This window comes from Marinomonas atlantica (assembly GCF_001639725.1).
GTDB lineage: Bacteria > Pseudomonadota > Gammaproteobacteria > Pseudomonadales > Marinomonadaceae > Marinomonas > Marinomonas atlantica.
Map to the genome: position 1 here is coordinate 61,725 of NZ_LTAW01000006.1, position 26,509 is coordinate 88,233.

The following is a 26,509-nucleotide window of genomic DNA, read 5'->3' on the forward strand; positions in this document are numbered from 1 at the left end:
GGCAACCTCCACTATTCGCAATAAGGATGCAAATAAAAGGCCAAGTTCACCAAGTATATTTAATGGATATTTTAGTGCCATTACTTGATAGCTCAACTTCATTACAAAGCTGATTAATTAAGCTCAACCCTCTATTAAAAGGGCGGTCATGGTCAAAATCGTTAAGCTGTATATTAGAGGTATCAAAACCTTTACCGCTGTCCGATACAGCAAGACACAAACACCCAGCTCCCTGTTCGGCAACCACTTTTACATCTATAACAACTTTGCCTTCAAGTAACTGCTCAAGCTTAGATTCTCTTGAGGAATAATATTCAGCAAAACCTTCCACCGTCGACTTTAAACTCGAATCAAGATTAAGAATGCCATGCTCTAAAGCATTAGAATACATCTCAGAGAGAATCATGTAGACCTCACTAGAACGTTTATTCAATTCTGGAACTGTCGTTAATATTTGCAACAAGTAAGGCAAAGGATCGGTATTCTTTAACGAATCAGCGTTCAGTTCATAACAAAATGCGAAACTAGCGGGAGCATTAAAACTTCGTCCTTGAGCTAAGGACTGAGATTGTGGGCTATTATCCAATGCCAGAGACAAATCTATTCCCAGGACAGAAATATCATCGTGGGGGTCTTCAAGAATACCTTCATCATGCAGCATTTTCTCCAACCAATTAAAAGGACAACCTTTCACTTGGCCTTCATAGAGAGGGTTTAAAGCGCTATTATAATGGATCTTATTATCTTTACTTCTAGCTTCATAAACCCCATCCGTAAAAGCAACAAAATAATCCCCAGGCTCATAGGAAAACATATCGATATTGGCTTCAAACTCATGCTCATTTAGTATCCCTAGAGGTAATGAGTCAGAACTAATCAATTTTGGCAGGATTTCATCTGCAGAAAAATACAGTAAATCGGGTAAGCCTGCATTCCACACAGCAACAGTGCGATTGTGCGCATTAATGTCAATAAAGGCCGCAGCGCAAAACATATTTGGAGGGAGTATCTTGTGTAACCGCTTGTTAATTTCTGGAAGGATCTGACGCATAACAAATCCTTTCTCCGTCCAGTCGAAGAAAATGTCTGCTAATGGCAAAGCGCCTATCGCGGCAGATAATCCATGCCCAGTAAAATCACCAAGCAATAGATGCATTCCACCATTAGGCTTATACGCGGCCAAAATAACATCACCGTTAAAAATATGACTACCGTGATGAAGCGTGGAGAGGGCTCGATCCGATAAACAATTTGAATGAGTTATACGTTCATAAACCATTTTCGCCACTTCTTGATCATGAACCATCTGTTGATTTAAGGATGACAATTCATCACGTTGATCAGATAAAGCATTTTGCAATACCAACAATCGTGCAATGGCATTTAGTTTAGCGGAAACCAAAGTGGGGTTGTAAGGCTTAGAGATGAAGTCAGTGGCACCAACATCTAAGCAGTTTTGCAGCACAGCAGGATCAGAAACACCTGATAAAAAGACAATAGGAACAAGCCTTTCTTGAGATTTTCTTTGAATTTCAATGGCTGCCTCCCAACCGTCTTTACGAGGCATTTTAATATCTAGACAGACCAGTTGAATTTTATCAGGATCAAAGCAATCTACCGCGTCTTGGCCATCTTCAGCGGTCACAACCACATGCCCAAGCTGGCTCAGCATGGTTTCAAGTAACATTCTATCCGATGGGTTGTCATCCGCGACCAGTATCGTTAGCTTCTGTTCCTTCATAGCCACTCCGGAAATCATTACGCAAATGAAAACAGACGTTCAAACCTTGCCATCTTTAATGCACTACCCACAAAGTCAGACGCGCCTTTTAATTCTATCGTTGCTCCATCACCGCCTGCGTGGTCACGCAGTAGTAACAACATACCTAATGCAGAACTATCAATATAGCTTACATCTTTCAAATCTACGATAAAATCAGTGCCTTTAGGATAGCGACTAAAGCCATCTCGAAACGCTTGTTGGCAAGAATAATCAAACCTCCCTTTAATAACTAGGTTCGCTGTCTTTGCGTTTTCATCATATTGACTAATAATCATAGACTTGCCTCACAGAATTTGGGCCCAAAAAATGACTTTAAACGATTAATGAGAGAGAAGTTTTTGCTTATTAACCAAATCCGAAACATGATCTAACTTTGATTGAACATCGTTTAGGCGACGCATTAAATCTGATTCTGTACTCTTAATATGTTCCAACTTCAAGTCACCAGGTGCTGGCTTAGAGTTAAGAATCTCGGTTAACACAGTATCTATATCATGAGATAGATCAATGACGCTATGTTCAATAACACTCGCACTTGAAGGCTCTGTATGCACTATACTCAGCAAGTTTAAAATCGCTTCTTTGGTGTTTACTAAACCTTCATTCACCACTGCAACCCATGTATTTTGAGATGCCTGCCATCCAGCCAATTGCTGTATATAAGCTTCATATAACTCAAAACGATATTCTATTTGCTCTCTCACTAACAAAAAGTCTTGTTTACTTACTTCTATATCTGAAGCGAGTATATTTTGACTATCAAGACTTTCATTCATCTCGACTTCATTGCTGTTGAGTTTAGCAATCAGCCACTCGAACAACTGTTGCAGTTTAGTAATCTTGGGATATTCTTTGTCACAGTTATTAACTAAGACATTAGAACGCGTAAGAAAATCGAACACTTGCTTACGGTTTGCTTCCAGTTTATTAGAAAAGCTAAAGTATGGGGAGGTATCATCTAATATTCTAACTGGAGCATCCCACACGTCATTGGCCATTAAACTCAACGTTGCCTCAAGCACTCTAAGCTCTGCATGAGACTCTAACTGAACCAACTCGACCAAATAGCCCTGCTCTTTACAGGTCATAATCTCCGTACAACGCAACTCATAATTCTTCTTTCCGATACGCTGAGACGTTATTGTATTTTTAGCTATTAAAGCACTTGAAAGCTGTTCACCCTCTAAACTTGAAAGATGTATATCCACTCCTAAAAAATCGGATAAAGATTCTGACTCTAGGATCCACAGCGCTGACATCCCTTCACTTACGCTAAGGATTTCTCCGCCCTCATTAACCAATAGTTTCAGCGATAAAGAAGAAGACATAGCCGCTTGATACAGCTGAGCAAGGGCTTTTTGTGCTAACAAATCAGAATTAACGCCGTTTAAAAAACTATCTAAATAACGGGCGAAATCCCCAAATTCATCACTGCGTAGAACAGGAACAGAAACCGAAGAGCCAGACTGTGCTCGATCAATTTGTGAGTGAAAAAAGCTTAATGCTACTCGTCTGTCTAATAGTATTCGACGCCACCCCCAAATGAGGTATATAAGTAACAGGAACCACCCTAAAGAAAGCAACATCACATAAGGGTGGTGAAACAAATCCATGTCACCTATTCTTGAGTTACGCTCAGCTGCAATTTGCTTAATTTGAGATAGCCGATTCAATGCTAATTGGATTTGCTCTGCTATTGTAAATTGTGAAATAGTGACAGGCGCGCTGGGTAAACTCAAAATTACGGAACTATTTTGGCGTAACCGCTGACCTAGGGAGCGCTCCCACTGTAACAACTCAGGAATATAAGCTGAGCCTTGGTCTTCAGAAATTGCTTGCCACCGAGTCATCAACTCTAAAGTTTGATAAGTAATATCATATAGCTCATTTGATGATCGCTGAGATTCTTGTAGACGCTCACTTGCAGAGAAGTAAGTACCTACTAGCAAAGCCGAAAACAGCAAAATAAACAGCACCGCATACTGAACTATCCAGTCTGAAAAGCGCATTCGACGTCTATCAAATGCTGTATGAGTTGAAGTGGTTACGTTCATCTTATTCAAGAATCTCTAACAGCTGTTTAAGAAAAAAATAGGTATGGCGTTGGTCCAACAGAAACCATCCATCTTCTTTTAGGGTGATCCGAATTCGTTCTTGATGCCAATTTAGCATAATCGCATCAGCGTCTACTAATTTATGAACAGTATTCTTATCTGAACTATATTGCCCTCTAAAAGCGAAATTAATGCCTTTAGACTCAATAAAAATGACTAAATCGTCATCGCTGCAATCCAGATCACCCGATTCAATTAAGGGCAACACATAACCGCCATGATAAACAAAGCCAGGCATGAGATGCACAACGGAACGATACGGTGTAATACCTATAACCATATCAGCGTAAAGCTCAATACCATGAGTAGAAGCGAACTGAAACATAACAGGAGAGCGGTTCTTACAACGCCCATATACAGCACCACTGTGCCTTAGCATTAACGATTGACAAAACGATTCTTCTGGTAACATGGGCTCTTTATAAAACTGCCCTCTCACGTTCCAAACATTATGGGTCGTTTTAGGTAAAAAGGTAGCACGTAAAACAACACCGTAATCTCGAGCCAATGAGTTTGGCTGTAACCAGTAAACATCCTCATTTATTACAATCGATACTAATGGACTAAGCTCATGTAATGTTTCAACTGACTCCCACCCACTGTCGCCATAACACCATACTTTTGTATCCAACGGCACTTGAGCAACTTGACCCTTTTCACTAATTACTGTCACTCGAAATGCAGGAAATACAATAGTTTGGTCTTCCCAATACAAACAGTAAACCGGAACAACCGACTCAGACAAAGGCAACACTTGCGTCGCGCGCGACTGATCGTCCAGAAGAAAAACACGCCCTCTATAAAGATTTATCCCATGAGCAGTTTCTAGACTGATACTCTGAGACATCACCCTTAGATTGCTCCTATTAGCAACCTGAATAGCATCATCAATACTAACGGAAAACTGCTCTCGAACCTGATCATGCAGTGACTTATAAAAACTTAGAAAAGAAGGGCTTCTACGCCACACCTCACGCTCTGAGGCCAATAAGTGCAGCCAATCAACCCAATAATTCTGACTTTCTTCAGGCAACATCAAAGCCTGACTTGTGCCATGCTCCAACGCTTGCCAATGCCATTTAGGCAACTTAGAAGCTAGTTGCTTTAAGTCTAATCCCGTTTCTAGCACAACTTGCATTTGCACGTTGTCAAAACTATCACCCCGAATACCAGAACGGTTTTCTGCATGATCAATGACCCAATACCCCAAGTCAGACAGACTTGAAAAGTCCTCAAACCCTTGAGCAACTTGGCCTTGATATTCACCTTTATAAGATCGTACAGAATCGCATTGAGTCTGCGCTAAAAAACTTTTCAATCCTCGCTGAATATTCTCGAGTAAATCAGTCTCAACAATATTCGAAAAAGCCAATTCGGCTACATAAAGTGACCGAAATTCGCTCGTCCATGCCATCCAACAAGCCATTTGTGCATCATTAAAAAACGTACCTTGTTCAATCAACGTGGCGAAGTCATTTATCAACAAATTTAAATGACTGTAAAGTTGGCTTTGTTCAGAGAGGTGGTACTTTAGATCTGTAAGCAATGACTGAATGGTCAAATACGATTTCAACGGTGCAAGTTTAGATTCATAGATAGAAGACTCAATGTTAAACAATGCCGAGATAACAGAAGTTTGCGAGGATGCTTGAATATCTCTCATTAAGAACGCATCCGCTGAAAGAAAGCACGGTTTGCAAACTCGTCTATCTGCTTTTGCTCTTGCTTATCGGCCAGCGCATTTTCTTCACTAACGCTTTTTCCTTTTAGCCAATCCATACCTTTGGTTTTTGCACGTGCATCCTGCCAACGTTTCATCGCCATATTAACCTGTTGTTCTGTACGCCTAACCTGTTGCTCTTGCTGTTTGACAGCCTGATGCAGGCGCGTAACAAAATGCTGGTAATTAGTTGTTAAATAGGGAGATAAGCCAAGCAGGTTTCGCTGCTGTTCATACTGTTCAGCATATTCTTTCAACTCTTGCAGTTTCTGTTGATCATGCTGAAGACGAGCCTGTTCTTTCGCCACAACTTTCGCTACGTCGTCTTCTTTGCGTTTTGAAATATCAACCAGTACCTGCATGCGTTCAGATTTTTTCATGCGCTTCCCTCGGAATTAGTTTGATATTAGCGGCTTAGGGTATAGGCGTCTACTAAGATGAGTTAGAAGTCATTGCTGCAACAAGAGCCTCTAGACTTTGATCAATGCTAAAACTTTCACCGAGTGATTGACGCAAAAAGTCATTAATAGCCGGAATCAAAGTAATTGCTTGATCTAATTCAGGATCCGAGCCTTTTGTGTAAGCCCCGACGGCAATCAAGTCTCTATTCTGCTGATAACGCGAATAGAGTTGCTTCACACGCATCGCTCCTTGCATGTGAGCATCAGAAACAATATGAGGCATTGCACGGGAAATGGAAGCTTCTATATCAATCGCAGGGTAATGTCCTTCTTCCGCCAAACGCCGTGACAATACAATATGGCCATCCAAGATGGCTCGAGAGGCATCTGCAATAGGGTCTTGCTGATCATCCCCTTCTGTAAGCACAGTATAAAAAGCCGTTACGGAACCACCGCCCTCTTTACCGTTACCAGCACGTTCCACCAGCCAAGGTAGTTTAGAAAAAACCGAGGGGGGATAGCCTTTGGTTGCTGGCGGCTCCCCGACTGACAAGGCAATTTCACGCTGGGCTTGGGCATAACGTGTCAAAGAATCCATCAGTAGTAATACGTTTTTACCTTGATCGCGATAATACTCAGCGATACGTGACGTCAGAACCGCTGCACGTAAGCGCATTAAGGCGGAGTCATCAGCAGGCGAAGCCACCACAACAGAACGCGCTAACCCTTCTTCGCCAAGAATCTGCTCAATAAACTCTTTAACTTCTCGACCACGCTCGCCAATCAATCCGACGACGGTTATATCTGCTTCGGTAAAACGTGTCATCATACCAAGTAGCATACTTTTACCCACACCACTGCCGGCAAATAGACCTAAACGTTGGCCTTTACCCACCGTTAATAATGAGTTGATTGCTTTAATACCAACATCTAATGGCTCACTGATCGGCTTTCGCTGAAGCGGGTTTATTATTTCTCCCTGTAAGCTAATACTCTCATCAGCAATAATTGGCCCTTTACCATCCAGCGGTCGACCAAGCCCATTAACAACACGTCCTAATAGCCCTGGACCAACCGGCATTTGACTGTCTTCACGCAATGGTCGCACTCGAGCCCCTGGAGATATACCATCAATCGCTTCCGTTGGCATCAAATAGGTCAAATCCCCAGTAAAGCCCACAACCTCAGATTCAACCCAACGATTTTCACCAATTTGGACCGCACATCGATCACCCAACGAAGCAGCACAACCTACAGCTTCCATTGTCAGGCCGACCATACGTGTTACCTTACCCTCGATATCAATGGAGTAATCTGGCAATGAGTGTTGCTGCAGCTTGCTTAATCGATCAAGGAGTGTGGTCATAGAATGTTTTATTGAGGCTTATCAAGAGAGTTTAGAACGTCTTTTAAACGAGACTCAACCGTACCGTCTACATAAAATTCATTTGATTCAAGGACAAAGCCTCCTTCAATCAAAGACGGATCCTCTTTTACTTTTATCGTGAGTCGTTGGTCAGCGGCCAATGCTTCAATCGCTTCAACACAACTAGGATGAACGGTCAGTGAAGCACGGCCCTCATGCTCACCTAACGTAGCCAGTACTTTACTTAATTCAGAGTGAATCATTTGCTCACTCTCTTCCCCTAATTCACGACGAACAACATGCTCAACAATCCGTTTAGTAGCACTCTGTAACAGTTCCTCTAAACGCTCTCGGGTACTTTCAAGAGGTTGCTCAAATTCTTTTAAAACATTATTGAGAAACGTTTCAAGTTCACCAACCTGCGACTGCGCAAGCTCAACACCTTGTGTTAATGCTTCAGCCTTACCTTCTTCTAGGCCTTGTTCAAAACCCTGTTGATGGCCTTCTTCTTGCCCTTTAGCGAAACCTTCTTTATGCCCTGCTTCTTGACCATCTCCTTGACCTTGAGAAAAGCCCTCTTCGTAAGCAGCTAAGCGTATTTCTTCAAGTTGTTGCGCCGTTAGTGGTTCATAGACTAAAGAATCTTCATCAATTTCTTCTGTAATCTCAAAGGCTTCATCGTCGGTCTTTATCGCAATACCTGAGGCCGTTTTACGCGGTGCTTCGCCAGAACCTAAATTCGGCAACTCCCAACGCTCATAAGCAGTAAGTTTTTTTTCGTTATCAGACATTCACTAAACCATCTGCTCACCACCGCCACCAAGGACGATTTCACCGTTATCAGCTAAGCGACGGGCAATCGCAAGAATCTCTTTCTGCGATACTTCAACTTCGCTAACACGTACCGGCCCTTTGGCCTCTAAATCATCCTTTAGCATGTCAGCAGCACGCGAAGACATGTTTTTATAGACTTTTTCTTGCATGTCAGGATCAGCCCCCTTCAATGCCAAAATCAGCGTTTCAGATTCGACTTCACGTAAGATAGCTTGAATGCCTCGATCATCGACTTCCAGTAGATTATCAAAAACAAACATCAAATCTTGAATTCCACTTGCTAGATCCTCATCCACATCGCGAATAGACTCCATCAATTCAGCCTCAACTGAGCTATCAATAAAGTTCATGATATTAGCTGCCGTACGAATACCGCCAATAGATGTAGACTTGGTAGAGTTATTACCAGAGAACTGACGTTCAAGAATATTATTCAATTCTTGCAATGCTGCAGGCTGAACAGTTTCTAAAGAAGCGACACGTAGAACGATATCAAGCCGCACACGCTCATCAAAGTTCGATAAGATATCAGCAGCTTGATCAGGGTCTAAGTACGAAATAACAATGGCTTGAATTTGAGGATGTTCATAACGTATTACATCCGCCACTGCACGTGATTCCATCCATTTAAGTGTATCTAGGCCGGTGGTATTACCACCTAAAAGAATTCGATCAACTAAACTGCCGGCTTTTTCTTCACCAAGCGCTTCTTTGAGCATATTTCGGATATAGCCATCCGCACCTAACCCAAGGCCTGTTTGATCACCAACGAGAATTAAAAACTCATCCAAAACCTTTTCAACTTGATGTCTTTGGATATTTGCTAACTGCGCCATTGACTGGCCAATACGCTGGACTTCTTTTGGGCCCATATGTTTTAAAACTTGAGCAGCGTCAGACTCTCCTAACGACATTAATAAAACTGCTGCTTTTTCCAGCGAGCTCATGTTCCCAGTATCTTGATCACTCATACTAGCTGCCTTCCATTACCCACTGCTTGACTACTTGAGCCACACGCTCGGGCTCTTCTGCGATAAGACCACGTATGGCATTCAGCTGTCGTTCAATTTTCTCTGGTGAGCCAGGCACAGAGACATCTTCGGCACTAACCAGAGACACTTGATCATCAGAAATTTCATCCGTTTCATCGGCAAAAATTGCTGCCTCGGTATCTTCTGCCACAGCAATTTTATTTTGATCACCCAGTGTTTTCAGGATTGGACGTACTACCATCAATAGAAGCAATAGAATAAACATACCGACAAGTACAGGCTGCAATAATTCTAAGAACCAACTTTGCTTATAAAATGGAATAGCTTCAGGGGCTTCAGGAGGCTCAGGCACAGCAAACGGAGAATTAATAACACTCACGCTGTCACCACGAGATGGATCGTAACCAACAGCATCACGCACTAGAAGTGTTAAACGACTCAGTTCTTCATCGCTCCAAGGTGTTCGAATAATTGCTGAGGTATCAGGATCTATCGACACAATATCGTCAACAACCACAGCAACTGAAAGCCTTCGAACGGTACCTTGTTGTCGCTTGGTATAGCTAATACTTCGATCTAGTTCAAAGTTTCGTGTCGTTTCTTCACGTGATTGCCCATTCGCTCCATTTGAACCACCGCCAATCGCAGCGCCATTTTCATCCGCCGCTTCAGGAATATTAACAGCGCCAGGAGGCTGATTGGTTAACGAGCCAGGTACACCATTATTACCACCATTTGCAGACCGACGTTCTCGTAAAGTTTGCTCACTACGAAGTGCTAGCAAGTCTGGATTGTACTGTTCATCCGTTTGTTCTACAGCAGTAAAATCAATATCAGTAGAAACTTCTGCCTTAAATCTTCCGCTTCCCACAACCGGTGACAAGATATTATTTACTCGCTGGAGCATGACATCCTCAACACGGCGCGAGTATTCAAACTGCTTTCCGGCAATTGAAAGTTGTGAGCTGGTATCTTTTTCAGTTAACAGTGTCCCGCGCTGATCAACAACCGTGATGTCCTTATCACTCAGCTGTGAAATACTCGATGCGACAAGATTCACAATTGCATCGACTTGGCTACGATCTAAACGACGACCAGGATAAAGTTCAAGAAATACCGAAGCACTCGGCTTACGTGTATCTCGAACAAAGACAGATTCTTTAGGGATAGCAAGGTGAACACGAGCAGATTTAACACTTTGTAGACTGGTAATGGTTCTACTTAATTCCCCCTCAAGACCACGACGGTAGCGAGTAGTTTCTACAAATTGAGACGTACCTAGAGACTGCTCTTGGTCCATAATCTCAAGACCAACAATGTTATCTGAAACAATACCTGAACCGGCTAATTTGAGCCTAGCCTGATGATAGAAATCCGACTCAACCAACAACGCGCCAGTGTTTTCGTCAAGCTTGAAAGGAATGTTGTTAACATTCAGAATCTCAACAATTTGATCAGCGTTGTAGTCTGTAATACTGCTTAACACAGGCTTGTAATCTGGCCCGGATGACCAAAGTACAGCAGCCAATGCAATAGCAATAGATGCAGCAAGACCGACCATCAACGAAAGCTGACGAATTACCGTCAATTTGTTGAAGCCAGTCAATAACTCCATATAGAGTTTTTGCTCAGATCGATCTGCTGGGACATTATCCATTCAGTACTGCCGCGTCTAACCCACTCTTAAATGGGCATATTCATTATTTTCTCGTAGGCGTCTACCAGCTTATTCCTTACCTGGGTCATCGCTTCAAAGGATACGCTCGATTTCTGCAAACCAATCATTACTTGAGGTAAGTCTACCCCTTCTTCACCGCGCTCATAGGCTTGCGCTAGTGCTTTAGACTCTTTCTGCAATGAGTTTACATTATCAACAGCAGTTTTCAGCATGTCGGAAAAATCAGGACGCTCTACCCCTTGGGCGGCTTGCGGCCCCACTTGCTGAATAACGTTTTGACTATTCGAGCTAGGGGTTTGAATCTGACTTCGCAAGTCACGCATTTGAGAAAGCACCTGATTAATGTCAGGTCTGTCTGTCACCATTTTACTCGCACCAAAAAATGATTAAGTGCTAATAGCTTAGCACACTGTTATTAAAAACTAGACTTTAATATCAATCAACTTCTATGCCACATTCTCGCATCTTTGCGATTTTATAGCGTAATGTTCGGGGGCTAATGCCCAATTTTTCCGCCACGTCTTTGCGCTTACCTTTGGCATCGACTAGTGCTTGAGCAATAATACGGAATTCATGTTGCTGAACACCTCGTCCAAGTATCGATGCGGCTTCATTTGCATCTTCGTCTTCTGGCTCTTCTACTTTTGGCGCAGAAACCATATCAAACACAATATGCTCCTCGCTCACCCTGCCTTGTGTACACAATATTAAGGCGCGCTGAATCACATTCTCTAATTCACGTACATTACCTGGCCAGCCATGAGATTCCAGCTTACTTAACGCAGACGGTGCCAAGGAAACACTATCAATGCGCATCTTTTGTGCATGCTTTAACAATAAAGCTTCTGCCAGCGGTTGTATATCGCCTTTACGCTCACGGATAGGAGACCACCGCAAAGGAAATACATTCAATCGGTAATATAAGTCTTCCCGAAAACCACCCTCTCGTACATATTCAGCCAAATCACGGTTTGTTGTAGCAATGATTCTCACATCTAACTTAATGGCTTTTTTACCACCCAATCGCTCAACTTCGTGTTCTTGTAATACGCGCAATAATTTTGCCTGCAGTCCGACATCCATTTCAGTCACTTCATCTAGTAACAAAGTGCCGCCATTGGCTTGTTCGAATTTACCCGCCTGAGAAGAAACAGCTCCCGTATAGGCCCCTTTCTCGTAACCAAACAGCATGGCTTCGAGCATATTTTCAGGGATGGCGGCGCAATTAATAGCAATAAAAGGGTGTCCATTGCGCTCTGATACAGAATGAATGTATTGCGCTAAAACTTCTTTACCTGTTCCACTTTCACCACAGATTAAAACCGTTGAATCCGTTACCGCCACTCGCTTTGCCAATTCCAATAAAGCCACACTGGTTGGATCTTTAGCAATCGGCGTATAACTTTTAACTTTTGCAACTCGGGACGTATGTTTAGCGATAACATCGAGCAACTCATTTTCTTTGAAGGGCTTAAGCAAATAGTCTACTGCGCCATTACGCATCGCCTCAACTGCATGAGCAATATCACCATAGGCGGTCATCAGCATCATCGGTAATTCAGGAAAATGCTCAACGACATGCTGAAGTAATCCGTAGCCATCCATTCCAGGCAAATTGACATCCGATACCACCATATCAAAACTCTGACGCTTTAACGCGACAATGGCATCCTCCGAACTTTCAACCATAAAACATTTATAACCCGCCAGTAACAGCGTGTCTTCCAATGCTTCAGCTAATCCTCGGTCATCTTCTACGACCAACAAACTCACTTCAGACATACTCACTCCCTAAAATTGGCAATGTGATGGTCGCCTTTGTACCAACCTCAGGCTGACTTTCGATTGTAAAGGTACCATGATGGGCACGGATAATCGCTTTCACTACCATCAGCCCCAACCCTGTTCCGTGTTGTTTTGTCGTAACAAAACCTTCTTGTACTTTATTGAGCTGTTCATTGCTCATCCCTCGTCCATGATCTTCAACCGTGATACGTAAAACTTGGTCATGAGCCGAGACCCACAAATCTATTTCTGCACCGCGCTCAGAAGCTTCGATACCATTGTTCACCAAATTCAGTATTGATCCGACCAACACATCTTGATGACACTGTATTTGTCCTGTTGGCAAACCGTCAACATGAACATTAAGCACAGCATTATTTAGTTCCGTCTGTTCATGTGCACGCTCAGACACTTTATCAACCAGCACTGTCAGCAGTAGTTTTTCATCCAACTTAATATCTGACTTTGAGAAAATTAGCATATCTCGAATTTGGCGCTCAATATTATTCAATCGGTCAGACAACTTCCCCGAAAAACGAACGCGCATATCCTCAGACAAAGATTCTTTCTGTAAGTGCCCTGCGTATAACATGGCAGAAGACAACGGCGTGCGTATTTGATGCGCCAGCGCCGCTACCATTTTGCCCATGGTGGAAAGGCGCTCATGATGCGCTAATTGACGTTGCAGCGAATGAGTTTCTGTTAGGTCAACAAGAATAATCAATTGCCCAGGCACATCACCCAGAGAAGATGTTTCAACACGAACACGCCGTCCAGTGACCATGGTAATCTCGTGGCCATCGTCTTTCTGAGGCCGAAAACTTTTAGGCACAATATCCGACCACACACCACCCAAAATAGACTCACCAAATAACCGGTCCACAATGGGATTAGTCATCACAACTCGTCCTTCCGAATTGAGCAACATGACGCCGACAGGCATGGACCAAAAAAGCTGCTGAAATTGCTTCAGCAGTACTTGATTTTTCGTTTCTTCTTCTCGTTTGGCGTGCTCTGCCTGTTCCAGTTTTGCGGTTAACAAGCGAACTTCATTTTGCAGTTCTTCATAAGCGTTTTCTAAGGAACGTGAAGTCTCTTCAAACAGACTGAATGCTTCTTTTAGACGGGCAATTTCTTCGTCCTTGTCCACTTAGAACTCCGACTTATCTATACGGTAACGACGCATCTTTTCAATCAATGTTGTTCGTTGAATTTGCAGTAAACTAGCCGCTTTAGAAACCACACCATTTGAAGACGTTAACGCATGACGAATCAACACCGACTCAAGATGCCGAATATAAACGTTAAGGTTTACAGCTTGCGTACGTGGCATATTAGGAGATTCAGCCAAGCGATTCAAAATAGGCAAAATCTGTTCTTGGCGCCATGGTATAGGACAACACCAGATCGCTTCATCAGACGCCATATCTTCTCGCTCTTGCAGCCAAATAGAAGGCAGCGGTAAAGACAGCTTGGTGACGTCAACCAAACTTCCAACAACAAAGAAATCAACAAGTTCGTCCTGTTGCGGGTCCATGACAATCTCAATTCCGAGAAAATGCAGGATCGGCGCAACCGCTTGAGTCTCTTCTTGACTGACACCAATGATACAAGCTTTCATGATTCTCAATTAATGGCTGCATTAACCCTAAACTTTAGCACAGTGTTACCAAAGAGACATGCTATCAGCTTAGTAAAATGACAATAATTTCTATATAAGGCAATGGTTTAACTGTTTAGGCTTTTGAACAGCAAATCAAACTCGGCTTCGGCTGTTGATACATCTTGATGCCAAGAAAGGCGTCCTAATAACGGTGCCGATAGCATGCTATTCAACGTTGCTAGGTTCTCTTCATAGCAACTCATGTAATCTTGTCCACCATTAGCTACCCAACCAGCGATTTTCAGACCATCGCGACGAATCGCCTCCATAGTCAAAAATGCATGATTCAAACAACCTAAACGCATATTGACGACAACGATTACCGGCATAGCTAAACGCTTCGCTAAATCAGACAATAACTCTCGATCGTTCACTGGCACGCGCCAACCTCCAGCCCCCTCAACCAAAGCAAAATCATGAGGTGTTAATAAGCTACCCCGAACAAAGCCTTCTAAACGCGTTACCGTGATGATTTTGTTTTCTTTTGCGGCCGCGATATGTGGTGCAACAGCAGGCTCAAATACAACTGGATTTACTTGTTCATAATGCAATGACACCGAACTCGCCGCCTGAATTTTCAAGGCATCATCATTTCGCAACTTACCATCAATCATTTCCGCCCCAGCAGAAATGGGCTTCACTCCCATTGAGCGTAAATTTTGACGAGCCGCCGCCGCCAATAAACCCACACATACATGGGTTTTGCCTGCATCTGTATCAGTGCCGGTGATAAAGTACTGTTGCTTAGCCATGATCAACCTTCGTCAATTGAATAAACGCCACCTCATAAGACAATGGAATACCAAGCGGGGTTTGCAGCTGCTTGTATTGTAATTCAAAGGCTTTCCACTTAGAGGGGGAAATAACACTGGAGTCTTCCATTACAACCGAAGCTCCTACTTTTTTTAGTGAATAGACGGCTTCTTTTACCGTAGGATAATGCACTGTCATGGTATGCTGTTGCGCTCTCTGGATAATAAAACCAGCAGCTTTACAGTCATCTAGGATCTTAGCCATGCTCGGGTAATGGTTATGATGCGAACGGCCGTCTACCCCTTGCCAAGCTTGACTAAGTTCAGGCATCGAGCCAGACACCAAAGTAGACACAAGCACTTGGCCTTGATCATTCAACACTCTAAACAGCTCACTAAAAAGCCTGGATGGCGTTAAACACCACTGAATGGCCAAGCTGGACATCACGCCATCAAAAATACTGTTTGCAAAAGGCAAGGCCTCTGCATCTGCACATACGAATGCTGCGCTAGGTACTCTTTGGCGTGCTTTGTGAAGCATCGAGAAGGACAAATCCAGCCCGACCACTTGCTGACCGTTTAACACCGAAAGCGCTCGTCCAGTCCCTGTGCCCAAATCAAGCCAACGTTGATCCATAACAGGGAAATACCACTCTATCAGTTGCGTTAAGACCTGCTCTTGAAACACCGCATATTGATCATAACTGTGCGCAGCTCGTGAGAAACTGTTTGCCACTTTTTGTTTGTAAACAATGTCTGAGTTAGTTAAACGTGTTGTCATTAATGTACTGGGTTACCGTCGCCACAAACTGTGACGGGTCTTCTAAAAAAGGTTGATGGGCCTGATTTGGTAAAGCCAACACCGTTTGCTGGTAGTTCTTTGGCAGCCACTGAATCACTTTTTCTGTATCAACCAAAGCATCTTGAGCACCATACATATGTAAATTTGGCACATCCAGCAGTTCAATTTCGCGCCGTACATCTAATGTTTCTAGCAAAGCCAAACCACGAATTAATGCTTCTGGGTCTATCAACTCTTTAGGCTGCAGATTAGACAAAATTTTGGTTAAACCTTTCACGTCTGAGGCACCCTGAGCCTGCAAAGTCAAAAAACGGCGAAAGCCTTTCTCTGGTGATTGTTTTACAAGGTCGAAAAAGTGCGAGAACGCATCCGGCTCCATGCCAATTGGCCATTCACCAATAGCGGTAAAACATGGCGCACTTGCCACCGATATGACCCCTTTTACGCAACTAGAACGTCGCGCAGCAACATAGTTTGCAATCATCCCGCCTAACGACCAGCCGACCCACCAACAGGGCTTTGGCGCAGCACGGAGCAATTGCTCAGCAAGTGCATCAATATCGTAGTTTGGCCCGAAGCGATTACGTTTATGCCAGTTTGGATCTACAGAGACACCCGGTAAATTAGCCAATACCACATAAAAATGCTGACTCAGCTTAGTCGCCGTCTCATGGAAAACTTCTTTTGGCATAGCCCATCCAGGCACCAAAAAAATTGCGGGAAGGTTAGGATCACCAAAGGTTTCGGTTTCAATCGGAGTTCGCATTTTTAATCACTCAGACACATCGTTAAAGATGGCATCTAGGGTATCACACAAATGCACGACTTCCCCATGAGTGTGTTCAGCACTCAACGTAATGCGAATCCTAGCAGTATTTGGCGGGACGGTCGGAGGTCGAATCGCTTTACATAAGATTCCCGCCTTCGCCAACGCAGCACTGATGTGCAGTGCCTCATCACTCTGACCAATTAACATAGGCTGAATAGCGCTGTCAGATGGCATCATCGGATACGGCCATGCTGCGGATCGCTGTCGTAGCAGCTGAATATGGCTCGCTAGCTGCTCTCGACGTCGCTGACCTTCATCCGTTCGAATCAACTCTAGACTGGCTAAAACCGTTGCCGCAATCGCAGGAGACATCGCTGTGGTGTAAATATAAGGACGCGCAAATTGCGTTAGATAATCAGCCATGTCTTGAGAGCAAGCAACAAAAGCTCCGGCAACACCAAATGCTTTACCAAACGTCCCCATTAAAAACGGTACATCTTGAGCACCTAAGCCTTCTAGATCTATTGCACCTTTACCTTCATGCCCCATACAGCCTAAGCCATGAGCGTCATCTACCATCAATAACCATTCATGCTCACGAGCAAGTGAGGCCAATGATGCGAGTGGTGCTCTATCGCCGTCCATACTGAAAATACCATCTGTTGCCAGCACACCCGGCTGGTCAAAAGATTGAAGGTATTTTTGAGCGCTGGTCACATCATTATGTAAATAACGTTTAAAGATTGCACCGCTTAATCGAGCACCGTCAATGAGCGACGCATGATTCAACTTATCCATCAAGACAGGGTGTTGTTTGCTAGCAAGCGCAGAAATAACCGCAAGGTTTGCCATATAACCGGTACTAAATAACAATACACGCTCATACCCTAACCAATCTGATAACGTTTGCTCTAAGCGCTCATGTATATCCAAATGACCACAGACAAGGTGAGAAGCGCCACTGCCGACACCATATTGGTGTGCGGCATCGGATAAGCACTGCTTTAACTGAGGGTGATTGGCTAAACCTAGATAGTCATTTGAGCAAAATGATAAATAGCGTCGATCGCCTTGCATCATCCATGTGGTTTGCGGACTCGAAACCACTTGAGTAGAGCGAAATAAGTACTGCTCTCGGCGCTCTTCAAGCGCCTCAAGCATCCAAGCAGGTGTTTTAAACGGTGGCATCGTAGAAAAACTTGGCTTCGTTTTGTGCTTTAGCCTGAGCCGCAATCGCTTCCGTTACGGCTTCATCAGACACATCGTGACGTCGTTCAGGTTGAATACCCAACTTCTCAAACAACATACGATCTTTATCTGCTTCAGGATTACCCGTTGTCAGCAGCTTTTCGCCGTAGAAAATAGAGTTAGCGCCCGCCATAAAGCACAAGGCTTGAGTTTGTTCACTCATGCCTTGACGGCCTGCAGATAGACGCACATGAGACGTTGGCATAATAATACGCGCTACAGCGATGGTTCGAATAAATTCAAATTCATCTAAATCATCAACATTTTCTAGCGGCGTCCCTTCTACTTTTACCAGCATATTAATTGGCACGCTTTCTGGATGCGGTGTCATCAAAGCCAATTGGCGTAATAAGCCCACACGATCTTTTTGCTCTTCTCCCAGCCCCATAATACCGCCACAACACAGCTTCACACCGGTATCACGAACGTTGGATAACGTATCCAAACGCTCTTGGTATGAACGCGTAGTGATAATACTGTCGTAAAACTCAGGAGAGGTGTCTAAGTTGTGGTTATAATAATCAAGACCCACATCGGCCAACTGCTTTGCTTGCGCTTTATTCAGTGTCCCCAGCGTCACACAAGACTCTAGACCGAGCTGTTTGACACCTTTGATCATCTCTAACACATAAGGGAAGTCTTTTTCTGAAGGATGCTTCCAAGCCGCGCCCATACAGAAACGTGTGGCGCCTTCTTTCTTTGCAAGTGTCGCTTCTTCCAACACTTTCTGCACTTCCATTAACTTCTCTTTTTCCAATTCTGTGTTGTAGTGGCCACTTTGCGGACAGTATTTACAGTCTTCTGGACATGCGCCGGTTTTGATGGACAATAGAGTACTGACTTGCACTTCATTGGGTGCAAAGTTTGCACGGTGAACGGTTTGCGCATGGAAGAGCAAATCCATAAAAGGCATGTCAAACAATGCTTGAACTTCTTGGCTAGTCCAGTCGTATCGAGGTTGAGTCGAAATATTCACCGCTATGGCTCCATCATTTTATTGTTGCAAGGAACGCAATACTAATGAACCACTCCGATCTGTCAACCACATTAATAACCAAGGTTTACAAGAGGCTATTTTTTAACCAATGCTATGTTTGCGGCTTCAAACAAGAAGGCTGCCTCTGCTCCAGCTGCACTACTTTTTTAAAACGAAACGACCACTGCTGTGATCGTTGCGCAAGCCCCACTCTGTCTACTTTAGCACTGTGTGGAGAATGCCAAAAAGAACCGCCCAGCTTCTCAAAAGCCATCGCACCTTTTGAATACGAAGGTCTCTGTCGCGCTCTAATCACTCAGGCAAAATTTGAAAACCGCCCTTACCTTCTACGCCCTTTAATTACTCAACTTGCAGACCACATACTGCAACTGGATCAGCCTATTCCTAAACTCTGGAGTCATGTACCAACAGCCACCAGCTCACTAATCGAACGCGGTTTTTGTCAAACCGAGTTTATAAGCCAGCTGTTATTGAAACATCTGCGCCACTATCACCCCGACCTTAAAATCGAGCTAATAACAATAGAGCGGATAAAAACAAACCAAGCGCAACACACACTAGCAAAACGTGAGCGCCATAAACTCACTCATAAACACTTTCATGTACCACCATTACCTTCCGAACCCATTTTATTGATTGACGATATCATCACGACAGGCAGCACCGTAAACGCTTGCGCCAAGGCCCTAACACTCGCAGGAGCGGAAAATGTGACAGTCTGGGCGCTAGCAAGGACGCCATAAGTACAAACACCGAAAATATAGCGCCATTCATAGAATTTCGATAATATGCCGTTCAAATTTGCTCCCCCGCTGTACAGGCCAAAAACTATGAACCAAGAAGAACACCAACATCTAACCGAGCTAGACAAACAGCTGTTGTGGCACCCATACACTTCTATGAGTCATCCGACGCCTCATTATTTAGTAGAAAGTGCATCTGGCTGCGAATTCCATTTGGCCGATGGTCGCACTCTTACCGATGGCATGTCTTCTTGGTGGAGCGTCATTCACGGTTACAGCCACCCACAGATTAACCAAGCCTTACACCAACAAGTGGATCAGTTTTCACACGTTATGTTTGGCGGCCTTACTCACAAACCAGCGATTGAACTTGGGCAAAAGCTGGTGGCAATGACTCCTGAATCATTAACACGGGTTTTCTTTTCCGATTCAGGCTCAGTCTCTGTTGAAGTCGCACTTAAAATGGCGATTCAATACTGGCACACACAAGGTCACCCCAATAAACAGCATTTTGCGACCCCTCGTTCTGGATATCATGGTGATACCTTTGCTGCTATGTCCGTCTGCGATCCAGTGAATGGTATGCACAGCATGTTCAACCAAGCACTGACGCCGCAATGTTTTGTCTCACCGCCGCCAACGGGAATCGATACGCCACTTGATAAAAAATACTTACATGAAATTCGTGAGTTATTTGCCGAACAGCACGAGCATTTAGCAGGGTTCATCATTGAACCTGTCGTTCAAAATGCCGGCGGTATGCGTTTTTACAACCCTGCCTATCTTGATGAAATCAGAGCACTATGCGACGAATTTAACATTTTGTTGATCTTTGATGAGATAGCGACGGGCTTTGGTCGAACAGGCAAACTGTTCGCGACCGAGCACACCAATATCGAGCCTGACATCCTGTGTCTTGGCAAAGCACTTACCGGTGGCTACATCACGCTTGCCGCAACACTTACCAATGATAAAGTCGCTCTAGGAATCAGTGACCAAGATGGCGTATTTATGCACGGTCCGACCTTTATGGGGAATGCACTAGCTTGTGCGGCAGCCAATGCAAGTTTAGATCTTGTGAACAGTTATCATATCGAGGACAAGGTCGGCCAAATTCAAGTGTGGTTAAAAAGTGCGCTAAGCCCCTGTTTAGATTTAGAGATGGTGACTGATGTTCGATGTCTTGGCGCTATTGGTGTCGTAGAGCTGTCACACCCCGTAGACCTTCATAAAATTCAGCCACTGTTTGTCGAGCAAGGCGTTTGGGTGCGCCCCTTTGGCAAACTTATCTACCTAATGCCTCCTTATGTTATTACTCAAGAGCAAGTCACTAAGCTGGGCCATGCAATTCAGACAGTGATACAACAACATTTTTAATCCCTCAGACAAACATAAAAAAACGAGCCATTGGCTCGTTTTTTTTTCGCATATCTAACGTTACTGCTTCATGCGCTCAGCTAAGTTACCTTGCTCGTAAGCTTCTTCTTCAATATGAGCAATATTCGAAACAATATTTTCCGCCCGCTCAATGCTTTCGATACTCAACTGGTCTACATCCATCATTTGTTGACTGAGTGAACTGGCCACATCCGCTTGCTCTGCGGTAGCAGAATTAATCTGAGCCGTTGTCTCCACAATATGATGAATCGCTGCTTCTATGGCGTTCATACTTTCAGCAACCTCATTCACACCTTGAACACCTTCATCAGCAACCGTCGCCCCTTTCACAATGGCTTCTAGTACAGCTTGGGTATTTCGCTTCAGATCTTCAGTTGTATCATGAATGCTTTGAGTAGCATCTTGCGTTCGAATGGCAAGTGCTCGTACCTCATCCGCTACCACGGCAAAACCACGACCCGCTTCACCTGCTCGCGCTGACTCAATCGCAGCATTCAACGCCAACAAGTTAGTTTGCTCCGCGATGTCACTAATTGATTTAACCAGACCGTTAATTAGATCGCTTTGCTTCGCTAAATCTTCTACTACATCTTTTGCAGAATTTACTTCAGCGTATACTTTCTGCATGGTTTCACCAGTATGCTTGGCCATCGCTCGGCTTGCCTTGGCTTTATCTTCAACCGATGCTGTATCTTCCGCAGCGATGCGAACATGATCTGCGATTTGGTTTACACTGGCCTGAAGCTGTGTGCTTGCTGACACAACCGTTTGGAAACTTTCACGCTGCTTGTTAAAATTAACTAGATTAGATGTGACGCTGTCTTTAGCGCGCTCCGCTCGTTGCTGTAGTTGCTTAGAACCCACAACTAAACGATGCCTAAACGTAAATGCTGCAGCATTTTTATGTGACTGTGAAAAGCTGAGCGCTACATTGGGACCAACTGCTTTAAAATACAAATACTGGCCAATCGGATTGTGAGCTTCAGGGGGAAGCTTAGCAATCGTTGAACGCAGTGCGTGACGTTGTGTAAGGTTAAGCGTTGCACCGACAACGGCTAAAATTGGCGATAGAATTTGCCACCATAACCAAGGTGAAAACAGCCCCATGATACCGAACACAACAAAAAATATTGCGTTTAACCATGTTTGACGCCACATCCACCCTTTAAAACGAGGCATACTCGGAACAGGATGCTTACCCGCATTTACCCGCTCATACACCATTTGTGCATGGGCTTTTTGGTCATTGGTCACTTTTTGGCGAACAGACTCGTAACCTACCACCTTGCCGTTATCTATAAGCGGACTTACATGCGCACTTACCCAGTAGTGGTCACCATTTTTACAGCGGTTTTTTACAATCCCCATCCAGCTTCTACCAGCTTTTAAGTTTTCCCACATATCGGCAAACACAGCAGATGGAACATCAGGATGACGAATCAAGTTGTGCGGTTGGCCGACTAGCTCTTCACGCTCATAACCGGCCACTTTACAAAAATCATCATTTACGAAGGTAATACGACCCTTTGTATCCGTACTGGAAACAAGGGTGTAGTTGACAGGAAAATCATTTTCCCTGTTTGTAACAGACATCTTTCGCATAACTTCTCTCGATAAATATATCTAATCACTCACACAACCATAAGTTTTACATACAGTTTTAGCAACTAAAAGGCATCACTTTTTGCACTATTCATCCGCAAAATCACGGTAGGCATCCGGTGCTAAATCTTCAAAACGCGTAAATTTGCCAATAAAGGCCAAGCGACAAGTACCAATTGGACCATTACGCTGCTTACCAATAATTATCTCTGCAATACCTTTATGCGGCGTATCTTCATGATAAACCTCATCACGGTAAACAAATGAAATGACGTCCGCATCCTGCTCGATCGCACCTGATTCACGCAAATCCGAGTTGACCGGTCGCTTATTGGGACGCTGCTCCAAACTTCGGTTAAGCTGTGAAAGCGCAATAACAGGGCACTCCATTTCTTTTGCAATGGCCTTTAATGATCGCGAAATTTCTGAGATCTCATTGGTTCGACCCTCACTGTAGCCTGGGATTTGCATCAACTGCAGATAGTCGATCATGATCATTGCCACACCACCATGCTCGCGTGCAATACGACGCACACGTGAACGCATTTCTGTTGGGCTAATCCCCGCGGTATCATCGATGAAGAGCTTACGATCTTTTAGCATCTTCACCGCTGACATAAGTTTATCCCAATCCTCTTGAACCAGTTGCCCAGAGCGCATTCGAGTTTGGTCTATTCGCCCCAAAGATGACAACATACGCATCATCAACTGCTCAGCTGGCATCTCTAAACTAAACACCACTACTGGAATCTCACTGATCATGGTCGCGTTTTCGACCAAGTTCATGGCAAACGTCGTTTTACCCATCGAAGGACGACCTGCCACAATAATCAAGTCAGAAGGCTGTAATCCCGACGTCATCGCATCGAGGTCGGTAAAGCCTGTACTTAAACCAGTGATCGAGCCCTCTTGATGATACAACTCATCAATTTTATCTACGGTCTTGCTGAGAATGTCGGCAACGATACGAGGGCCGCCTTTCTTATCTCCACCCTCTGCTAGTTGAAAGATTTGACGCTCAGCATCTTCCAGCACTTCCGCAGCTGTCATGCCTTCTGGCTGATAAGCTCGGCTATTGATGTCATTGGTGGTTGAAATAAGCCGACGCAATATTGAGCGCTCACGCACAATCTCAGCGTAAGACGCAATATTAGAAGCACTGGGTGTCCCTTCTACAACCTCTATAAGATAGGTCACGCCGCCAATGTCTCCCAGCTCTCCACGCTTATCAAGCCTTTCACTGATAGTGACCACATCGGCAGGTTCGGAGTCATCCGCAAGACGAGCAATCACTGCAAAAATTGCACGATGTTCTGGACGGTAAAAATCATCTGCCATCACCAGCTCAGATACTTTTTCCCAAGCTTGTGGGTCAAGCATTAAACCACCAATGACAGAGCGCTCTGCCTCTATCGAATAAGGTGGTAGTTTAATAGAGGAGACTTCTGAATCTTCAAACTGCACGTAACACTCTCTCGCAAATTGGATTGAAAAAAGACATCAAAGCTTACCATTAAGACTGTGAAACATCAGCTAACGATCATGCTTAGGAAAGAAAAAAGACAGGCATAAAAAAAGGCATCCCACTTACGTGAAATGCCTTTCTTTGAAACTATAATTCCGAAGGATTATAGAGCTACAACGTCTAGAGTAACTGTAGCAGTTACTTCAGAGTGTACCTGAACGTCGATCTCGTAAGAGCCTACGTTACGTAGAGCACCTTCTGGAAGACGTACTTCAGATTTAGATACTTCAGAACCCGCAGCAACAATCGCATCAGCGATGTCACGAGTACCGATAGAACCAAATAGCTTACCTTCATCACCAGCGTTAGCTGTGATAGTGAAAGTTTTGCCATTTAGTGTCTCAGCACGTGCTTCTGCAGAAGCTTTACGCTCAGCAGCTTGAGCTTCAAGCTCAGCACGACGCTCTTCAAAAGTAGCCAAGTTAGCTTTGTTAGCCATCACAGCTTTTTTGTTTGGAATCAAAAAGTTACGCGCGAAACCTGGTTTAACAGTAACAACGTCACCGATACCGCCTAGTTTGCCGACTTTGTCGAGTAGAATCACATTCATCTCGATCACCTCTAAAATAAAATATCTAGCTTTTAATTGATGTCAGAAGGTTTTGATTGCATTCGTCCACGAATGTCTACAAAGCTATCGACCACCGCGAGGAAGATCAAAATATTTGCAAAATAAACACTCAGTACCAAAATGCCAATCAGATAAAAAACAACCAGACCAACAATCCCAATTTTTTTCAATGCCAGAACACCGTGAACCAATGCAAGACCAGGAATCACTAATGCTGGAACAGCCGCTCGAGATAAAATCTCAAATCCGCCGCCTAGGCTTTCGCCAACCAACACCATCGCTCCTAAGACTAGAGCAATAACAAGAGGGAGTCTAAATTCATGAAACTCCTTCTTAAGCCCACCTGGGTTATACAAGCGTGATTGCCAACGGCGTGCTAAAAATAGCGCTCCTACGGCAACATAAGCCTGAACCACTGACATGGCGATCACCGCTTGGCGAACAATCATTTCCTTAGAAGGTATGTCTGCTTCGCCCTCATTGCTTAATACTTGCTGAATTAGGTCTGCAACCATATCCAACAAATTTGCCATGAGTAGTGGCTGAACTAAAGACGATATAGCGGCAAGTAAACTCGCCCCTAGCATCACCCAAGCCCAAGAAACTTTTTCTCTTAACACATAAGCCAAGATAAAAGTATCGATCAACACCATGAGTGCTGTTGCATCGCCTTGAATCCCCCACAACACAAGTGCTGGTAGGCCACCCCAAGCAATAACCGGTATTCCGTCCTTTACACCTTTTCGAAGTACAACCAGTCCTAGGACCGCGGCGCTTAGCCAAAACATCATTGGAATGAAGCTACACAACGCCACCACAAGGATAGCATTGAAGCGTTTTTTCATTACCCAGTTAACTAAACCACTCATGAAATACTTCTTATATCACTTATTAATTAAAGTGACCGTCAGTGTACGGAAGCAAAGCAATGTAGCGAGCGCGTTTGATAGCAGTCGCTAGCTGACGCTGGTAACGTGCACGTGTGCCAGTAATACGGCTAGGTACGATTTTACCAGTTTCAGTGATGTAACCTTTTAGAGTTTCTAGATCTTTGTAATCGATCTCTTTAACGCCTTCTGCAGTAAAACGGCAGAACTTACGACGACGGAAAAAACGAGCCATAATGTATCTCCTAATTAATCAATTATTCAGCAGAGTCATCTGCAGCTTTATCAGCAGCAGCTTCTGTTGGTTTTTGCTCTTCACGCTGTGGAGCACGACGCTCTTCACGGCTTTCAGACGCTTTGATTGGAGACACGTCAGTTACCGCATCTTTACGACGGATAACTAGGTTACGGATGATTGCATCGTTGTAACGGAATGTGTCGTTTAGCTCAGACAAAACACCTTCAGACGCTTCAATGTTCATAAGAACATAATGCGCTTTGTGAATTTTGTTGATTGGGTATGCAAGTTGGCGACGGCCCCAGTCTTCAAGACGGTGTACTTGACCGCCATCTTCAGTGATCAAGTTAGTGTAACGCTCGATCATTGCTGGTACTTGTTCGCTCTGATCTGGATGAACCAGAAACACGATTTCATAATGACGCATGATTGCTCCTTATGGGTTCTTAGTCTCCACGCTTTCCCCGTTAAAAAGCTGTGAGACAAGGAGTAGAATGTACGGGGACGCGCATTATATACTTACCCAGCTAAGATAAAAAGGTTATGTGGGTATTTTTTAATCTTTAAAAGTAATGAGTCGCTCACTCCCGCCCTTTTATATGGCATCACAAAAGGGGTGATGCTCGACAGAAAGCATTTTA

Annotated in this window: 26 protein-coding genes; 2 read left to right on the forward strand and 24 right to left on the reverse strand. The window is 44.0% G+C overall.

The window, feature by feature from the left end; genetic code table 11:
* Positions 1 to 46: 46 nt before the first annotated feature.
* From AYW75_RS12010 to bioB, 18 genes are all read right to left on the reverse strand, one after another.
* A complete protein-coding gene (locus AYW75_RS12010; RefSeq protein ID WP_067099753.1) occupies positions 47 to 1,741 on the reverse strand; it encodes a fused response regulator/phosphatase in 1,695 nt (564 codons plus the stop codon).
* A 17-nt stretch (positions 1,742 to 1,758) separates the two neighbouring features.
* The gene (locus tag AYW75_RS12015; RefSeq protein WP_067099755.1) at positions 1,759 to 2,058 is read right to left on the reverse strand and encodes an STAS domain-containing protein; all 300 of its coding nucleotides are present in this window, start codon (positions 2,056 to 2,058) and stop codon (positions 1,759 to 1,761) included.
* A 45-nt stretch (positions 2,059 to 2,103) separates the two neighbouring features.
* Positions 2,104 to 3,837 (reverse strand): hypothetical protein, encoded by a 1,734-nt coding sequence (locus tag AYW75_RS12020; RefSeq protein ID WP_067099757.1) that lies wholly within the window; start codon positions 3,835 to 3,837, stop codon positions 2,104 to 2,106.
* Between the two features lies 1 nt (position 3,838).
* Entirely contained in the window at positions 3,839 to 5,560 is a 1,722-nt protein-coding gene (locus AYW75_RS12025) for a hypothetical protein (RefSeq protein WP_067099758.1), read from the reverse strand.
* Entirely contained in the window at positions 5,560 to 5,997 is a 438-nt protein-coding gene (fliJ, locus tag AYW75_RS12030; RefSeq protein WP_067099760.1) for a flagellar export protein FliJ, read from the reverse strand. The genes AYW75_RS12025 and fliJ overlap by 1 nt, the downstream gene beginning before the upstream one ends.
* A gap of 52 nt (positions 5,998 to 6,049) precedes the next feature.
* Positions 6,050 to 7,384 (reverse strand): flagellar protein export ATPase FliI, encoded by a 1,335-nt coding sequence (gene fliI, locus AYW75_RS12035; RefSeq protein ID WP_067099762.1) that lies wholly within the window; start codon positions 7,382 to 7,384, stop codon positions 6,050 to 6,052.
* Positions 7,385 to 7,392: 8 nt separating this feature from the next.
* Positions 7,393 to 8,175, reverse strand: a complete 783-nt coding sequence (locus AYW75_RS12040; RefSeq protein WP_067099764.1) for a FliH/SctL family protein — start codon at positions 8,173 to 8,175, stop codon at positions 7,393 to 7,395.
* Between the two features lie 3 nt (positions 8,176 to 8,178).
* Entirely contained in the window at positions 8,179 to 9,189 is a 1,011-nt protein-coding gene (gene fliG, locus AYW75_RS12045) for a flagellar motor switch protein FliG (RefSeq protein ID WP_067099766.1), read from the reverse strand.
* Position 9,190: 1 nt separating this feature from the next.
* Positions 9,191 to 10,867 (reverse strand): flagellar basal-body MS-ring/collar protein FliF, encoded by a 1,677-nt coding sequence (gene fliF, locus AYW75_RS12050; RefSeq protein ID WP_067099768.1) that lies wholly within the window; start codon positions 10,865 to 10,867, stop codon positions 9,191 to 9,193.
* A gap of 26 nt (positions 10,868 to 10,893) precedes the next feature.
* Positions 10,894 to 11,253, reverse strand: a complete 360-nt coding sequence (fliE, locus tag AYW75_RS12055; protein ID WP_067099770.1) for a flagellar hook-basal body complex protein FliE — start codon at positions 11,251 to 11,253, stop codon at positions 10,894 to 10,896.
* Between the two features lie 70 nt (positions 11,254 to 11,323).
* Complete coding sequence (locus AYW75_RS12060) at positions 11,324 to 12,670, reverse strand: sigma-54-dependent transcriptional regulator (RefSeq protein ID WP_067099772.1); 1,347 nt, start codon at positions 12,668 to 12,670, stop codon at positions 11,324 to 11,326.
* Positions 12,663 to 13,823 (reverse strand): sensor histidine kinase, encoded by a 1,161-nt coding sequence (locus tag AYW75_RS12065; RefSeq protein WP_067099774.1) that lies wholly within the window; start codon positions 13,821 to 13,823, stop codon positions 12,663 to 12,665. The genes AYW75_RS12060 and AYW75_RS12065 overlap by 8 nt, the downstream gene beginning before the upstream one ends.
* Complete coding sequence (locus AYW75_RS12070; protein ID WP_067099776.1) at positions 13,824 to 14,294, reverse strand: helix-turn-helix domain-containing protein; 471 nt, start codon at positions 14,292 to 14,294, stop codon at positions 13,824 to 13,826. It abuts the gene before it with no gap.
* Positions 14,295 to 14,401: 107 nt separating this feature from the next.
* Entirely contained in the window at positions 14,402 to 15,088 is a 687-nt protein-coding gene (gene bioD, locus AYW75_RS12075) for a dethiobiotin synthase (protein WP_067099778.1), read from the reverse strand.
* Positions 15,081 to 15,869: a malonyl-ACP O-methyltransferase BioC gene (gene bioC / locus AYW75_RS12080; protein WP_067099780.1), complete on the reverse strand. Its 789-nt coding sequence runs from the start codon at positions 15,867 to 15,869 to the stop codon at positions 15,081 to 15,083. Before bioC ends, bioD begins: the two co-directional genes overlap by 8 nt.
* Entirely contained in the window at positions 15,850 to 16,656 is an 807-nt protein-coding gene (locus AYW75_RS12085) for an alpha/beta fold hydrolase (RefSeq protein WP_067099782.1), read from the reverse strand. The genes bioC and AYW75_RS12085 overlap by 20 nt, the downstream gene beginning before the upstream one ends.
* A 6-nt stretch (positions 16,657 to 16,662) precedes the next feature.
* Positions 16,663 to 17,847, reverse strand: coding sequence for an 8-amino-7-oxononanoate synthase (bioF, locus tag AYW75_RS12090; RefSeq protein ID WP_067099784.1), 1,185 nt, complete (start codon positions 17,845 to 17,847; stop codon positions 16,663 to 16,665).
* Positions 17,834 to 18,820 carry a biotin synthase BioB gene (gene bioB, locus AYW75_RS12095; protein WP_067031439.1) on the reverse strand — a complete coding sequence of 329 codons (987 nt, stop codon included), beginning with the start codon at positions 18,818 to 18,820 and terminating at the stop codon, positions 17,834 to 17,836. The genes bioF and bioB overlap by 14 nt, the downstream gene beginning before the upstream one ends.
* A 107-nt stretch (positions 18,821 to 18,927) precedes the next feature.
* Here bioB and AYW75_RS12100 point away from each other — a divergent pair, with 107 nt between their 5' ends.
* Positions 18,928 to 19,647 (forward strand): ComF family protein, encoded by a 720-nt coding sequence (locus tag AYW75_RS12100; protein ID WP_067099786.1) that lies wholly within the window; start codon positions 18,928 to 18,930, stop codon positions 19,645 to 19,647.
* 87 nt (positions 19,648 to 19,734) lie between these two features.
* Positions 19,735 to 21,024, forward strand: a complete 1,290-nt coding sequence (gene bioA, locus AYW75_RS12105) for an adenosylmethionine--8-amino-7-oxononanoate transaminase (RefSeq protein WP_067099788.1) — start codon at positions 19,735 to 19,737, stop codon at positions 21,022 to 21,024.
* A gap of 60 nt (positions 21,025 to 21,084) precedes the next feature.
* Here the strand turns inward: bioA and AYW75_RS12110 are convergent, their stop codons facing one another.
* The 6 genes from AYW75_RS12110 to rpsF all read right to left on the reverse strand — a co-directional run bounded on the left by AYW75_RS12110 (position 21,085) and on the right by rpsF (position 26,295).
* Positions 21,085 to 22,647 carry a methyl-accepting chemotaxis protein gene (locus AYW75_RS12110; protein WP_067099790.1) on the reverse strand — a complete coding sequence of 521 codons (1,563 nt, stop codon included), beginning with the start codon at positions 22,645 to 22,647 and terminating at the stop codon, positions 21,085 to 21,087.
* An 87-nt stretch (positions 22,648 to 22,734) separates the two neighbouring features.
* A complete protein-coding gene (gene dnaB, locus AYW75_RS12115) occupies positions 22,735 to 24,111 on the reverse strand; it encodes a replicative DNA helicase (RefSeq protein ID WP_067099792.1) in 1,377 nt (458 codons plus the stop codon).
* 164 nt (positions 24,112 to 24,275) lie between these two features.
* Positions 24,276 to 24,722: a 50S ribosomal protein L9 gene (gene rplI / locus AYW75_RS12120; protein WP_067099794.1), complete on the reverse strand. Its 447-nt coding sequence runs from the start codon at positions 24,720 to 24,722 to the stop codon at positions 24,276 to 24,278.
* A 32-nt stretch (positions 24,723 to 24,754) separates the two neighbouring features.
* Positions 24,755 to 25,612 (reverse strand): hypothetical protein, encoded by an 858-nt coding sequence (locus AYW75_RS12125; protein ID WP_067099796.1) that lies wholly within the window; start codon positions 25,610 to 25,612, stop codon positions 24,755 to 24,757.
* Between the two features lie 22 nt (positions 25,613 to 25,634).
* Positions 25,635 to 25,865: a 30S ribosomal protein S18 gene (rpsR, locus tag AYW75_RS12130; protein ID WP_067030853.1), complete on the reverse strand. Its 231-nt coding sequence runs from the start codon at positions 25,863 to 25,865 to the stop codon at positions 25,635 to 25,637.
* A gap of 22 nt (positions 25,866 to 25,887) precedes the next feature.
* Complete coding sequence (rpsF, locus tag AYW75_RS12135; RefSeq protein ID WP_067099798.1) at positions 25,888 to 26,295, reverse strand: 30S ribosomal protein S6; 408 nt, start codon at positions 26,293 to 26,295, stop codon at positions 25,888 to 25,890.
* Between the last annotated feature and the right edge of the window lie 214 nt (positions 26,296 to 26,509).

Excerpts from the sequence above, each read along its gene's own strand:
- AYW75_RS12010 (WP_067099753.1), bottom strand. The coding sequence starts at position 1,741 with ATGAAGGAACAGAAGCTAACGATACTGGTCGCGGATGACAACCCATCG.
- AYW75_RS12015 (WP_067099755.1), bottom strand. The coding sequence starts at position 2,058 with ATGATTATTAGTCAATATGATGAAAACGCAAAGACAGCGAACCTAGTT.
- AYW75_RS12020 (WP_067099757.1), bottom strand. The coding sequence starts at position 3,837 with ATGAACGTAACCACTTCAACTCATACAGCATTTGATAGACGTCGAATG.
- AYW75_RS12025 (WP_067099758.1), bottom strand. The coding sequence starts at position 5,560 with ATGAGAGATATTCAAGCATCCTCGCAAACTTCTGTTATCTCGGCATTG.
- fliJ (WP_067099760.1), bottom strand. The coding sequence starts at position 5,997 with ATGAAAAAATCTGAACGCATGCAGGTACTGGTTGATATTTCAAAACGC.
- fliI (WP_067099762.1), bottom strand. The coding sequence starts at position 7,384 with ATGACCACACTCCTTGATCGATTAAGCAAGCTGCAGCAACACTCATTG.
- AYW75_RS12040 (WP_067099764.1), bottom strand. The coding sequence starts at position 8,175 with ATGTCTGATAACGAAAAAAAACTTACTGCTTATGAGCGTTGGGAGTTG.
- fliG (WP_067099766.1), bottom strand. The coding sequence starts at position 9,189 with ATGAGTGATCAAGATACTGGGAACATGAGCTCGCTGGAAAAAGCAGCA.
- fliF (WP_067099768.1), bottom strand. The coding sequence starts at position 10,867 with ATGGATAATGTCCCAGCAGATCGATCTGAGCAAAAACTCTATATGGAG.
- fliE (WP_067099770.1), bottom strand. The coding sequence starts at position 11,253 with ATGGTGACAGACAGACCTGACATTAATCAGGTGCTTTCTCAAATGCGT.
- AYW75_RS12060 (WP_067099772.1), bottom strand. The coding sequence starts at position 12,670 with ATGTCTGAAGTGAGTTTGTTGGTCGTAGAAGATGACCGAGGATTAGCT.
- AYW75_RS12070 (WP_067099776.1), bottom strand. The coding sequence starts at position 14,294 with ATGAAAGCTTGTATCATTGGTGTCAGTCAAGAAGAGACTCAAGCGGTT.
- bioD (WP_067099778.1), bottom strand. The coding sequence starts at position 15,088 with ATGGCTAAGCAACAGTACTTTATCACCGGCACTGATACAGATGCAGGC.
- bioC (WP_067099780.1), bottom strand. The coding sequence starts at position 15,869 with ATGACAACACGTTTAACTAACTCAGACATTGTTTACAAACAAAAAGTG.
- AYW75_RS12085 (WP_067099782.1), bottom strand. The coding sequence starts at position 16,656 with ATGCGAACTCCGATTGAAACCGAAACCTTTGGTGATCCTAACCTTCCC.
- bioF (WP_067099784.1), bottom strand. The coding sequence starts at position 17,847 with ATGCCACCGTTTAAAACACCTGCTTGGATGCTTGAGGCGCTTGAAGAG.
- bioB (WP_067031439.1), bottom strand. The coding sequence starts at position 18,820 with ATGCCTTTTATGGATTTGCTCTTCCATGCGCAAACCGTTCACCGTGCA.
- AYW75_RS12100 (WP_067099786.1), top strand. The coding sequence starts at position 18,928 with ATGAACCACTCCGATCTGTCAACCACATTAATAACCAAGGTTTACAAG.
- bioA (WP_067099788.1), top strand. The coding sequence starts at position 19,735 with ATGAACCAAGAAGAACACCAACATCTAACCGAGCTAGACAAACAGCTG.
- AYW75_RS12110 (WP_067099790.1), bottom strand. The coding sequence starts at position 22,647 with ATGCGAAAGATGTCTGTTACAAACAGGGAAAATGATTTTCCTGTCAAC.
- rplI (WP_067099794.1), bottom strand. The coding sequence starts at position 24,722 with ATGAATGTGATTCTACTCGACAAAGTCGGCAAACTAGGCGGTATCGGT.
- AYW75_RS12125 (WP_067099796.1), bottom strand. The coding sequence starts at position 25,612 with ATGAGTGGTTTAGTTAACTGGGTAATGAAAAAACGCTTCAATGCTATC.
- rpsR (WP_067030853.1), bottom strand. The coding sequence starts at position 25,865 with ATGGCTCGTTTTTTCCGTCGTCGTAAGTTCTGCCGTTTTACTGCAGAA.
- rpsF (WP_067099798.1), bottom strand. The coding sequence starts at position 26,295 with ATGCGTCATTATGAAATCGTGTTTCTGGTTCATCCAGATCAGAGCGAA.